9 protein-coding genes and 1 pseudogene are annotated in these 12,215 nt (G+C 58.2%); 3 read left to right on the top strand and 7 right to left on the bottom strand.

The window, feature by feature from the left end:
• Window positions 1–413: 413 nt before the first annotated feature.
• Window positions 414–1,001, bottom strand: a complete 588-nt coding sequence (locus tag AC6I21_RS10675) for a helicase associated domain-containing protein (protein ID WP_497762363.1) — start codon at window positions 999–1,001, stop codon at window positions 414–416.
• Between the two features lie 521 nt (window positions 1,002–1,522).
• Here AC6I21_RS10675 and AC6I21_RS10670 point away from each other — a divergent pair.
• Genes AC6I21_RS10670 through AC6I21_RS10660 form a run of 3 tightly spaced genes read left to right on the top strand, consistent with a single transcriptional unit; the run spans window position 1,523 to window position 2,994 of the window.
• Entirely contained in the window at window positions 1,523–1,792 is a 270-nt protein-coding gene (locus AC6I21_RS10670) for a ParB family protein (protein WP_497762361.1), read from the top strand.
• A gap of 3 nt (window positions 1,793–1,795) precedes the next feature.
• Window positions 1,796–2,245, top strand: a complete 450-nt coding sequence (locus AC6I21_RS10665; RefSeq protein WP_497762360.1) for a DUF192 domain-containing protein — start codon at window positions 1,796–1,798, stop codon at window positions 2,243–2,245.
• The gene (locus AC6I21_RS10660; RefSeq protein ID WP_497762359.1) at window positions 2,242–2,994 is read left to right on the top strand and encodes a hypothetical protein; all 753 of its coding nucleotides are present in this window, start codon (window positions 2,242–2,244) and stop codon (window positions 2,992–2,994) included. The genes AC6I21_RS10665 and AC6I21_RS10660 overlap by 4 nt, the downstream gene beginning before the upstream one ends.
• A gap of 259 nt (window positions 2,995–3,253) precedes the next feature.
• Here the strand turns inward: AC6I21_RS10660 and AC6I21_RS10655 are convergent, their stop codons facing one another.
• The 6 genes and pseudogenes from AC6I21_RS10655 to AC6I21_RS10630 form a co-directional block, all read right to left on the bottom strand.
• Window positions 3,254–4,567 carry a Y-family DNA polymerase gene (locus AC6I21_RS10655; RefSeq protein WP_497762358.1) on the bottom strand — a complete coding sequence of 438 codons (1,314 nt, stop codon included), beginning with the start codon at window positions 4,565–4,567 and terminating at the stop codon, window positions 3,254–3,256.
• Window positions 4,549–4,980 (bottom strand): annotated as a pseudogene (locus AC6I21_RS10650) (LexA family protein). Before AC6I21_RS10650 ends, AC6I21_RS10655 begins: the two are co-directional and overlap by 19 nt.
• 130 nt (window positions 4,981–5,110) lie before the next feature.
• Window positions 5,111–5,692: a GNAT family N-acetyltransferase gene (locus AC6I21_RS10645; RefSeq protein WP_497762357.1), complete on the bottom strand. Its 582-nt coding sequence runs from the start codon at window positions 5,690–5,692 to the stop codon at window positions 5,111–5,113.
• A 151-nt stretch (window positions 5,693–5,843) separates the two neighbouring features.
• Window positions 5,844–8,936 carry a type I restriction endonuclease subunit R gene (locus AC6I21_RS10640; RefSeq protein ID WP_497762356.1) on the bottom strand — a complete coding sequence of 1,031 codons (3,093 nt, stop codon included), beginning with the start codon at window positions 8,934–8,936 and terminating at the stop codon, window positions 5,844–5,846.
• Entirely contained in the window at window positions 8,914–10,257 is a 1,344-nt protein-coding gene (locus AC6I21_RS10635) for a restriction endonuclease subunit S (protein WP_497762355.1), read from the bottom strand. The genes AC6I21_RS10640 and AC6I21_RS10635 overlap by 23 nt, the downstream gene beginning before the upstream one ends.
• A complete protein-coding gene (locus AC6I21_RS10630) occupies window positions 10,254–12,215 on the bottom strand; it encodes a type I restriction-modification system subunit M (protein WP_497762354.1) in 1,962 nt (653 codons plus the stop codon). The genes AC6I21_RS10635 and AC6I21_RS10630 overlap by 4 nt, the downstream gene beginning before the upstream one ends.

Below are 12,215 nucleotides of genomic sequence, written 5' to 3'. Positions count from 1 at the left end.
GTCGTATGGTCCTCGAGCTTGCTGGAGGAGAGGATTCGGTCGGGATTCCGGCGTCCCGGCAGGGCTGAGCATTTCCGGCTCCCAGGCTGCTGATTGGGGCAGGGAATCCTGAGCTTTCGTTTAGGAATTCATTCCACTTAATGAACCAGGCGGGTCGCAGTCTTTACTCAATTATTGATGCCAGCTAGGGGAGAGTTGGAGCTTTTCGCTACCCATAATCGGCACATTCGGGAGCACAGAGCTTTAGTCCCATGAATCACTGGATTCTATCGCGACGCCGGCTGAGGATTGAAAAAGGCAGTGTCCAAAGCCCGTTGACGGTCATATCGGTTGCCGTGATGAGTGAGCTCGTTCCTACAGGATCTGAGATCGGGCAGTACCGCTAGGAGTTCCCTGGATACACAGAAGGTAGCTCATGCGTAGCTATGCCAGGATGGCAAGGTCTCGTTGAGCGCTGCAAGCCTCCAATGCTGGAGCGTGTTCTCAGCTCTACGTTGGTGCTGATTGTGCAACCAAACCCCGAGAATCCGTTCGTGTTCACTCTCGAATTTGCTGTACCGCGGCAACCTGCCGGTGAAGTTTATGAACTCTCTGACCGCTGCTAGTTGATAACGCCATTTCTGATCGAGTTCTTGCTGATGAGCGTTAATGTGCCAGTCCCGCAGGTCATCTAGAAGGACAATCTTCGGCACAGACATACGCCCCTTGGCGTAGGAGAGCCGCTGATCAGCGACCCAGTGAGCCAAAGAGCGTTCGATTTCGTCGCCATCGCTGCGCGGTAAACGCTGATGCATATCCTGGAAAGCCAGAGCTTCGGTGAGGCGTTTGCGCCACAGAGTCGAAGGGCGATCCGGGCCTCTAGCTGCTAGTGCGGCTTCATGCGTGTCGCGAAGCCCGGGGGAGTACTTCTCCCTGACTCGTAGGTGCAGACTCACGGTGGCGACGTTCTGACGGCAACGGTCAGCGATTTCACGCACCGTCAGGCCAGCGGCGTACATCATGTCCCATTCAGGGTGCCGCGACACTCCCCACCCAGCCATAAAGATTATGCTAACGCACCAGTCAGAGAGTGGCTATTGATTATCGGAATGTTGCCCGTCAAGGAAACCATTCGCTTTGCGTGTCAGGACGAAAATGTAGCTCCAGTGTTCTAGTTACCGAACCTCAGCCCTGAGCTGCGGATTTCCGCATCGGCGAGGGTCTCCGTCTTCGGCATGAGTCAACCAACGGAGTCCAGGACGCGTGTTGACCCCGCCATTCCCCAAGCGCGTTGTTATCGCAGACGCCACCGAGGCCGCGCGCGGCCACGACGAATTGGGGGGCGCGTCGAAGCGACAACGTTGACCACCCTCTACAGCGAGCATTTGGCCACTATCGAAGGAGCCAAGCCATGACCCGCCCCACCCCGCGCAAATCATCCCTTGGCGGTACAAGCCCCGTCACCCCGCCTCAACCGGCTGCGTAGGCGGGCCCGGCGCCAAAAGCCAGCCTGCCGGCCGCCCCAACTACCGCAACGCGGGCAGTGACGCCGAAGCCGGCCGACGGCAAAAAGAAGTACCCGCACAAGGTCTCGTTTCACCAGGACCCCGAGGACACCGCCCGGGTCCGCGGTGCCATCCTTTGCACGATGACTATCGAGGGAAACCGCAACCTGTCCCAGTTCGTCAACCGCGCCGTGATGGCCGAGGTTGAGCGCCTGGAAGCCAAATACAACAACGGCGAGCCCTTCCCCTCCGTGGGAGCCCGCGAAATGCCCCAGGGCGGCGCGGCGGCCGCAGGGTCCGAGGACTAGGCCATGCGGGCGCACGCGGCCGCCGCAGTGGGCTTAGCTGCCCTGCTAGCCGGATGCGCTTCGACGCCTGAGGAACCCGCGACCGCCCTCGTCGCTCTCGGCCCAACCCTGGAATTCCAGGTAGAGCATGCCCGCACTGCCGACGAGCAGCGCACGGGCCTGGCTGGCCGGTCCGAGCTGTCGGAGGGCCAGGGCATGCTGTTTTCCTTCGCCAGCCAATCAGAACGCCAAGTGTGGATGGCCGGAATGAAATTCCCGATCGACATCGCCTGGATCGCGGATCACCGCGTGATCGCTGTGCAGACACTGGAACCCTGCACCGAGGCTGAACAAGATCGCTGTCCGCGCTGGACGTCTCCTAACGACGTCGACGCACTGTTAGAAGTCCGTGCCGGTGCCCTTGAAAGCATCGAAGCCGGAACCGTCGTGACCATCCGAGAGGAAACCCCATGAGCGCCATCGACCCCGCACCGACCCCAGCGCAGCCCGACACCAGGGCCGACTACATCGCCCCAGCCATCGCCGCCCTCACGGCGGCAGCGCGCACGACACGCACCATCGGTGCGGGAACCGATAACGAGCACACCGAACCAGCAGACTTTGGAGAGATCGCCTGTCACGTCATCACGAGCGTGGCGGCAAACCTCGGAGACGTTGACACGCTGCTGGCCGGTCGCCCCGGCTCCTGGGAAGCCGACTACGTGCGGCAGATCGTCCACAGCAGCACCCCCGACGACGAACTGTTGACCTGGCGGACCGAGCCGGTGCGCCTGCACCTCGATGTTGAGGGAGTGTTCTACGACTTCGGCTTAGAACAACTCTGGGACGAGGAAGCCGGACAGGCCATCAAGCACGAGCAGGACGACAGCCTCACCGAGGAACAAGCTGCCCGCGCCGACGCCATCGCCACGCAAATCGAACGGCTATGGGAACAGGACCAGGCAGCCTACCGCGAGGCATACCTGGCCTCAATTCGCCACGAACTGACCAAGCGGGGACTCATCGTCGAAGTGGTAATCGTCGACGAGCCCGCCGATACCCTCATCTGGGAGTCGTTCACCGACGAGCTGCACGAGCTCGCCCGAAAAAACACGCCCTTGCCGATGACCGGAGAAGCCCCGGACTGGACTGAAGGCACCCCGGCCGACGCGCTGCGTAGGGCAGGGCTGACATATACCGCCCGGGCGCAGGACGCCATTTAATCACACTGAAAACAGAAAATTTCGAGGAAAGAAATGATGAACGATCCCGAAGCTGTCGATGATCTGATCACCGATCTTCCAGAATGGGCAACGACCGAGGAGATCGCCGATCTTATGCGGGTGAAGCCGCAAACGGTTTTGAAATGGAACAGGGAATATGGGCTTAAAGCCGTTTCTGTAGGCGCCGGGTGCGGCGTTACCGGAAGAAGGATGTCAGGGACTTTTTGCTCACCAGTGACGACAACGACGAATAATAATCTCAGGCGGCTTTCACGGTCAACAGCTCACGCCAGTGGGTCGTGTACCGCGGACTCATCATCTCCCGCCGCATCTCCCACGCCGGCCCCTGTTGCAACCCAGCAGCGCCTAAACCAATGGACTTCACACCGTGTTCAGAACGAATCTGCTGAATCAACGGACCAATCTGTTTCGCCTCATGCGCTGACACGAACGGGTCAAAAGTTTCTTGCATGGCTAGCGGTTGAAGATCCATGACGACCACCCCCGCCCGCGCATACTTCACCCCGACCAAGATCTGGGGGAGTAGCTGCTTAGCCGCGCGGGTGAGCACCACCGGATCAGCCGTAGGCCCGGGCAGCTTCACCGTGATCGCTGGCTGATGATCCTGGTGCTGGTTGTAATAGCTGGTCATCGCCCACGCCGAGAGAATCTTGGCCTGTTTCTGGTGCTTGTGTAGACGGGCGGAGGCTTGCTGCGCATAAATTCCCATCACCTGCTCCATCCCCACCCGATCAGTAATCGGATCGGAAAAGCTGCGGGAGAAAATCAACTGATCTTTGACCACCCGTTCTTCCTCCATCGGAATGCAGGCAATCCCACGCAGCTCTAAAACGGTGCGCATCTGCACAATGGAGAACTTATCCCTGATCCGCACCTCGTCGGCATCTCGTAGGTCTTTGGCCGTCCATATCCCTAACCCGCGCAGCCGCTTGGTCAGCCGGGGACCGATGCCCCACACCTCCACCACCGGCAGACGCGCCAGAAGATTCTCGGTGGTCTGCGCCGGGGCTCGATCCCACACGCATACCCCGCCCAGTTCTTTGAGGTGCTTGGCGGTCTTGTTCGCCATTTTCGCCAGCGTCTTGGACTTGGCGATCCCCACACAGACGGGCAACCCGGTCAGCCGGAACACCTCCGCCTTGATCCGCTCACCCAGGGTTTGCAGCTCATCCAGGGTGCCGGAGACGCCCAGGAACGCTTCGTCAATGGAATAGACCTCCACCCAGGCCGAGAAGCGGCCTAAAAGCTTCATGACGCGGGTCGACATTTCCCCGTACAGCTCGTAATTAGAGGACTTCGCGACCAGCCCGAGGCGGTCAGCGTCGGCCGCGAGCTTGAACCAAGGCGCACCCATCTCAACGCCCAGGGCTTTGGCTTCGCTGCTGCGCGCGACCGCGCAGCCATCATTATTGGATAGCACGATCACCGGGCGGGCTTCGAGCTTCGGGTCAAAGACGCGTTCGCAGGAGACATAGAAGCTGTTCACGTCCACGTGCGCGATGTATTCGCCCCGCTGTGCCGGGGCGGGGGAGTCTAGAGGTGATGGAGGCATGTGGTGGCCACACCCCAAATCCGAAAATCCGACAGTTCTGCCACGCGCAGATCGGGGTAGTCCGGGTTCTCTGCTTTCAACACCACCCCGGCAGGGCCAGTGGAGAGACGTTTGACGGTCATCTCCCCGTCGATCACCGCAATCACCACATGCCCATCACGTGGCTACACTGACCGGTCAACGATCAGCTCATCCCCATCACTGATCCCCGCGCCCTGCATCGACTCACCAGAGACCCGCACAATGAACGTCGAGACCTGATCCCGGATCAGCATCTCGGAGAGATCAATTTTCGTATCGGAGTAGTCCTGGGAGGGGGAAGGGTAGCCGGCCGGGACGCGGTCCAGAGCCACGGCGATCACCCGTTGCGGCGTGGTCGCCAGCTCGCAAATATGTATACTATCAACTTTCATCACAGCACACTTTCTTAGAACATATATTCTAAGGCTTGATCGTATGATGACATGCCGACAGTTCGAGATGTAGCCAGCTGCCAATAGCGCTCACAAGGATAAAGCGTTACTTGCTAGATTGGGTTCGAGGTTATTGTCTGTATCCCAGTCGCCGCACGTATTCCTGCATAATTGCTTCCGCTTCGGGTTCTGGTGCCGAGGATCTAGAATTCACTTCAGATTTCGGTAGGGGTACATTTTCAGGTGGTCCCCATGGCCCCCGATGTACTTGACCGGATGCTGCCCGCCTGTAGCCTAAGCGCGAATAAAAACCTAAGAGCTTCTCCTCATCCTCTCCGGACTGAGGCGAAGCAATGATCGTATCTCGTCCTGCAGCGACCGAATTGCGTCTGAAAGCTTCCATTAGACGTGAGCCGACCCCGTTTGAGCGATAACTACCATCCACGAGCAGCCATGCGATGTATGAACATAGCCAACTATCGGCCATCTCATATCCAATAACGTTCTTCCACGCTTCGGAGACATGATTGCCCATGAGCCATCCAATTACCTTGCCCTCGCTATTGAGCGCGATGAGGTCTTCATCTTGGAGCATACTCCTGTGAGCGCTGTCCCAGCGTGGCATTTGGGCGAGTAAATCGCGCACTCCTGGAATGTCTGCAGGTCCGGCTGGACGAATAGTCACCTGATTGTGCTCTTTGGAATCGTTCATAATCCTTGTCTCGGGTCGTGAGGCTGAAAAGCCTTGTTGAGTAGATCTCGATTGGAGTTTTCTCAGGAATGCTCGCTTTCGAGGAAGCGTTGTTTGTTCTTCTTGGAAGAAATGTTCAAATAGCTGAAATTTCGATACGGAGTTGGGCCACTTAATCGTTGGCCATGGCATCGAGTTGGGCTTGGTCCCGCAGCCGGTTCTGCAGCCCTGCTGCGAGGAGGACTTCGACGATCTTCTCGGGACCGCCCAGCTCCAAAAGGACGTTAGTGGCCTGCTGATGCCCTTCGCCAGCGGTGTAGATGAGTTCTTCGACGGTCTCCACCAGCGTGGGGGAGGAGCTGAAGTCCAGGGGTCCGTTGGCCACGGCTTCTCGTTGCAGCTGTTCGTGCGCTTGGGCATGTCGCATGACTGATTCGAATACGTTGATCTGGTCCTCGTCACTGATCCCGGTACCCTCGAAGAGCTTGTTGATCTGCTCGATCAACGCGCCGAACGTGCCCACGGACTTCTCCCGCACCACCCCTGACCCTGCAGCCGTGATCCCTTTGAGTCCCTGGCCCTGCCCGTCGGTGAGCTTCAGGTCATGGCTTTCTTGCTTCTTCAAGGCGTAGTGGGTGAGCACCACATCGGATAGGTCTACGCCGTTGCCTGTCGCTGTGGTCTGCAGTGCCTTGGCCAGCAGCTTCAGGTAGATTGCGAGCTTCTCGATGCGGGTGTTTTGGTAGTCGATGATTTGCGAGAAGAAGTCGTAGGACTTGTTGAAGGCTGCTGCGGTCTTGCGGAACTCGTCCAGTTGTTCCAGTTCCAGGGTGTTGCTATTGAGCGTGGCGTTCTTGTACCGGTGATGGAACACGTCGATGGCTGGCTGTAGGTGCGATACCAGGCCGTTGTGGTTGCGTTGGGCCACCCATTTCGCGGCGACCAGATCCACGTCCCGGTCGTTGTAGATCCCCATCGAGTCCAGCTTCATGATCATGTCGTGGATGATGTCAGGGTTGGATTCCTCCTGGATGGAGGCATCCTCATAGTAGGTCTGGAACGCTTCGAGGATGATGCCCGGGTCGTTGATGAAATCCAGGACGAAGGTCTTGTCCTTGCCGGGGATGACCCGGTTCAGCCGGGACAGGGTCTGTACTGCGGCGATGCCCGAGAGCTTCTTATCCACATACATACCCACCAGCAGCGGCTGGTCGAACCCGGTCTGGAATTTATTGGCCACCAGCATGATCTGGTATTCGTCGGTGCCGAAAGCCTTGGGCAGGCTCCGTCCCTTGAGGCCCGGATTCATGGTGTGTTCGGTGAACGGCTCTTGCCCGGATTCAGGGTCGGTGACTTCGCCAGAGAACGCGACCAAGGCCGATACCTCGGTTTGGTAGCCCTTGTCGTCCAGGTATTTGTCGATGGCCAGCTTGTAGCGGACAGCTTCCTTGCGGGAGGAGGTCACGACCATGGCTTTGGCGCGGCCGGCCAAATGATGGGCGACGTTCTCGCGGAAGTGCTCCACGATGATCGCGACCTTCTGGGCGATGTTATGCGGGTGGAGCTTCACCCATTGCATCAGGGCTTTGGTGCCTTGGTCGCGGTCCACCTCCAACTCCGTGGCTTTCTGGTTGGTGTGGGCGATCCTGGCTGCCATTTGGTATGTGGTGTAGTTCTGCAGCACGTCGAGGATGAACCCTTCCTCTATGGCTTGCTTCATCGAGTACAGGTCGAAGACCTGTGGCTTGCCATTCGCGTCGGGGCGGCCGAAAAGCTCGATGGTCTTCGCTTTGGGGGTGGCGGTGAACGCGAAGAACGACAGGTTCATGGTCGAGCCGGCGCGGGCGGCCATTTCCGCGGCGAGCACATCCTCGGCACTAATCTCCTCGCCTTCTTCCAGCCCGATACTTGTCAGGGCCTTCTTCAGTGACTTGGCGGCGTCTCCGGACTGTGAGGAGTGGGCTTCGTCGGCGATGATCGCATAATTGCGTCCGGCCAGGCCCTTGTTCTTGCGGATCTCTTCCAGAGCGTGGGGGAAGGTCTGCAAGGTGACGCCGATGATTTGCCGGGCATGGAGCAGCGCTTCGGCCAGCTGCTTGGACTTGGATCCTTCGGAGCCTCGGGTGATCGGGGCGAACACGCCGGCGACAGTCTCCAGCTGTTCAATGGCTTTTTGCAGTTGCCCGTCCAGGACGGTGCGGTCGGAAATGACGATGACCCCGTCAAAGACCTTCGACCCGTCCTGCCTGTGCAGGGAGGCCAACCGGTAGGCGGTCCACGCGATGGAGTCGGTCTTCCCTGACCCGGCTGAGTGCTGGATCAGGTAGTTGTGGCCCGGTCCCTCCGTTAGGGCGGCGGCGGTGAGGGCGTTGACAGTGCGCCACTGGTGGTAGCGCGGGAACCGGGTAGAGGCCTTGAAGGATTTCTTCCCAGTGATCGGGTGGGTGTCTTCCTCGAAGCGGTAGTGGATGAACTTGCCCAGCACGGTCAGCCACGCCTCGCGGTCCAGCAGGTCTTCCCAGAAGTAGGCTGTGGGGCTCGTGCCTTCGCGGGGCGCGTTGCCGGCCCCGTTGTCCCTGCCGGAGTTGAATGGAAGGAACCGGGTCGAGGGGCCTTCTAGCTTCGTGGTCATGTGCACTTCCTGGTTGGACACCACGAAGTGCACCAGGCCCCCGCGGCCGTAGGAGAGCAGTGGTTCGCCCTTGGGGTTCCGGTCGTGCTTGTACTGCTTCAGGGCGGCCTGCGCGTCCTGGGTCAGGTCTGTTTTCAGCTCGACCGTGGCGACCGGGAGCCCGTTGAGGAAGAGCACCAGGTCCAGGGACTTGTTGCTGGTGGTGGAGTAGTGGACTTGACGCATCACCCGCAACCGGTTGTGACCGTAGCGTTGGACGGTGATGGGGTTCAGCCCGTCGGCTGGCTTGGGTTGGAACATTCGCAACGTCGCCGGGGTCACCCCGACCGGTTTCTTGATGGCGTTCAGGGTGCCGCCGCCATTGAACGGATCGGTACCCATCACCGTGGCCAGGCGATCCAGCACTCTCAGCTTCGCCTTGGCCAGCATGGTGGGGTTCAACCCGGGCTTGAGGATCTTTGCTAGTTCGTCTGATGCGGTGTCTTCCAGCCAGCCGAATACGTCGTCGGGGAAGAGCGCGCGGTCCCGGTCATACCCCTCATCGGTGGGGGAATAGAGCCACCCGTGAGCGGCGAGGTGCTCGCAGATCTCGTTCTCGAATTCGATTTCGTTATGCAATGCCAACAGAAACACCCTCCACGTTGTTAGCTTCCGGGGCGACGAGGCCGCGGACATCAATCTTGCCGGTCACCGCGGCGCTGATCACCGCAGCCCGGCGCTCTTTCGATAATGCAATGGCTTCGCGGGCATCACCAATGGCTGCGTCAATCTCAGCGGTCTCCCGGTCGAGATAGGCGACGATTTCGTCTTGTTCGGTTTTCGGTGGAATCGCGATTGAGCAGTCGCCGAGTTCTTTGGAATTCAGATGGGGCTGTGCAGCGCGAATACGAACTTGGTCGATTTGAGCGGACTTCACGTAGGGCGCTAATAGGCTGTATTGGATGTACTCTGGATTCGCAGAGTATCCAGCGCGAAATACCATGTCGAATCCTGCAATGCTTCCCTCATATTCAGAGGTGATAGTCGCTGAATCGCCTGTCAGAGCACCGCTTCTTACCACGATTATGTCGCGGGTGCGAAGCCAAAGTATCCGGCTTTGGGGGATGTCCTCAGGGTTAACTCGGGCTAGATTCTCGGATGTAACTTTCCCTTGGGATACATTAGTTGCACGGATAAGTGGAACGCCTTCCTCAACATAGCTGGGTGGTTCGCCCAAGCCATATTTTATATAACCGAGATGCTTAAGCTTCGACAACGTCCAATGCTCAGGAATTCTATCCAACCACTTGATACTGCTTGCTCTCATCGACGCGTTGGGATTCAGACCCTGAGTTACAGCAACAGCGATTGTGGCTGTACGGCGCTCTGCCAGCAGGGTGATGAGTTCTTCCTGATCCGCGATGAACGCATCAATATCAGAGAGCTCATCGTCAAGAAAGGCGACTATTTCATGCTGTTCGCTCTGTGGTGGAAAAGGAACGATAACGTTTTTGGCATCAGCCCACCGAAAATCTGTAGAGCGTTCCCGAATGCCCTTAGATAAGGACTCGATGTATCCCGTAAGAGCCAAATGCCTTAAAGCAAATGCGAAGAAACGCGCTTGGACACCGGGCTTGGGTCTGCAGACATTGTAAACAGGCGTGGACTTGCCACGAGAGTCGGAGACTCCGATTGCACCGGCGAACGCATCCATTGCATGGATTACGATGTCACCGGGTTCAATTCCTTGATAGCCAATTTGCTTATCGCCCTCGGTATAACCTTCGAGCCGCCGGTTCTTTCGGAGCGTTACTTCGCCGTCGCGAAAGGCCGTAACGATCTCCATATCAGATGAGATTGGTCGTTTTTGAAGGTCAAACCCAAATTTTAGACGCAAAGCTTTCCAACTTGAAGGTAAAGAACCTAGCCAGTCAAATCCGCTGTCTTTGTACTCGGGATATGGTTTTAGGCTCATGCTTTGACCTGCTCAAGGCGTGCACGGATGCGGCCGAGGACCGCGTCGAGGTCGGCATCGATGTCCTCCAACGGCCGCGGTGGTACGTATTGGTAGAAATGCCGGGTGAAGGGGATTTCACAACCGTCTTTGGTTTTGTCTTCGTCGATCCAGGCCTCAAGGACGAAGGGTTTCACCTCGCGTTCGACGTAAGCGTGGATGTCTTCGTTCCAGGGGACGTTTTCAGTGTCGCGTAAGTCAGTGTCCGGTTCGATCTTGCCCTTGGATCCGGTGCACACATCGGCGGTGTCGTCGCGCTCGGAGAGCCCGGCGATAAGTGTCTTCAGCTGCGGAGTGCTCAGATCGACACCTGCGTCCTTGAACTTCTTCTTCAACGCTTTGGTGAAGCCATCACGATTCTTCCAGAGCTTGGTTGCGTCCATGGAATCCAGTACAGTGCGCAGGCTGGCCAACGTGTCGGCGGTGAGCTTGGCGAAGACCTTGGCCGCCAGGGCGGTGTCGATGCGGTCGGGCGTGGTGGCGAAGTTCAGCTTTAGCGGGCGTTCGATGGTGATGGTGCGGTAGAAGAAATCGGTGGTGTCGAAGATCTTCGACCGATCAGTTTCAGCGAAGTCCCCGTAGAGCTTGACGATCGCTTGAATGTCTTCTGGGCCGAGTTCGTTGCGCTTCGAGCCGAGGCCCTTGCGCATCTTGCGGAACAGCTTGGATCCATCAACAAGCTGCACCTTGTTGCGCCGCTCCGCCACTTTCTCCTTGGAGAGCACCCAGATATAGGTGCTGATGCCGGTGTTGTAGAACATATCGGTTGGCAGGGCGATGATGGCTTCTAAATAGTCGCGTTCCAAGATCCACTTGCGGATGTTCGATTCGCCGGATCCCGCGCCACCGGTAAATAGGGGAGAGCCGTTCAGGACGATGGCGGCACGGCCTCCAGTGGAGCCCTCGGCTGGTTCGCGCATCTTGGAAATCAGGTGAAGCAGGAAGAGCATGGAACCGTCGGAGACGCGGGGCAAGCCTGGTCCGAAGCGACCAGCGAAGCCCTTCTCCGCGTGTTCTTCACGTACGGCTTTTTCCTGCTTCTTCCAATCCACGCCGAACGGCGGATTGGAGAGGCAGTAGTTGAATGTGGTGCCTGCATGCCCGTCGTAGAGTAGTGTGTCGTCGTTGACGATGGCGTCGACGGATTGGCCCTTGATGACCATATCGGCCTTGCAGATCGCGTAGGACTGAGCGTTGAGTTCCTGCCCGGCCAAAGTAAGCCGGGCCTTGGGGTTCATATCAGTGAGGTGGTCTTCGGCAACCGAGAGCATACCGCCGGTCCCGGCGGTCGGGTCATAGACGGAGCGGACGATGTCCCCGTCACGGAGGGCCTCATCGTCGTTCTCGAAGAGCAGGTCGACCATGAGTTCGATGACTTCGCGCGGGGTGAAGTGCTCACCGGCAGTTTCGTTGGAAGCTTCGGCGAACTTACGAATCAGTTCCTCGAAGATATGACCCATCTGGGCATTTGAGACTTGCTCCGGGTGCAGATCAACTTCGGCGAAACGCTGGATCACCAGCAGCAGCAAGTTGTTCTCTTCGAGCTCTTCGATGCGGTCTTCGATCTTGTACTTCACGAAGATGTCACGCACGTTCTCGGAGAATGCGTTCAGATAGGCCAACAGGTTCTCACGCAGGTTCTCTGTGTCACCGATGAGGGTGCCCAGATCGTAGCGACTGGTGTTGTAGAAGGAATGCTGGTGCCCGGCACGGGTTTTCAGCAATACCGGGCGCACCGGTAGGCCCTTGGCTTCTGTCTCGGCAACGACTTCAAGCACCTTGGGCTTGGTGTCTGTCAGGACAGAGTCCAAGCGGCGCAGTACGGTGAAGGGGAGGATGAAATCCCCGTACTGGTGGGCTTTGAAGTTGCCTCTAAGGAGGTCAGCGATGCCCCAAATGAATGTTGCGTGATTGCTCAT

The sequence above is a fragment of the Glutamicibacter sp. St.4D3 genome (assembly GCF_059728615.1).
This window is presented reverse-complemented; position numbering and strand designations above follow the sequence as displayed.

Excerpts from the sequence above, each read along its gene's own strand:
- AC6I21_RS10675 (WP_497762363.1), bottom strand. The coding sequence starts at position 1,001 with ATGATGTACGCCGCTGGCCTGACGGTGCGTGAAATCGCTGACCGTTGC.
- AC6I21_RS10665 (WP_497762360.1), top strand. The coding sequence starts at position 1,796 with ATGCGGGCGCACGCGGCCGCCGCAGTGGGCTTAGCTGCCCTGCTAGCC.
- AC6I21_RS10660 (WP_497762359.1), top strand. The coding sequence starts at position 2,242 with ATGAGCGCCATCGACCCCGCACCGACCCCAGCGCAGCCCGACACCAGG.
- AC6I21_RS10655 (WP_497762358.1), bottom strand. The coding sequence starts at position 4,567 with ATGCCTCCATCACCTCTAGACTCCCCCGCCCCGGCACAGCGGGGCGAA.
- AC6I21_RS10645 (WP_497762357.1), bottom strand. The coding sequence starts at position 5,692 with ATGAACGATTCCAAAGAGCACAATCAGGTGACTATTCGTCCAGCCGGA.
- AC6I21_RS10635 (WP_497762355.1), bottom strand. The coding sequence starts at position 10,257 with ATGAGCCTAAAACCATATCCCGAGTACAAAGACAGCGGATTTGACTGG.
- AC6I21_RS10630 (WP_497762354.1), bottom strand. The coding sequence starts at position 12,215 with ATGAGCAATCACGCAACATTCATTTGGGGCATCGCTGACCTCCTTAGA.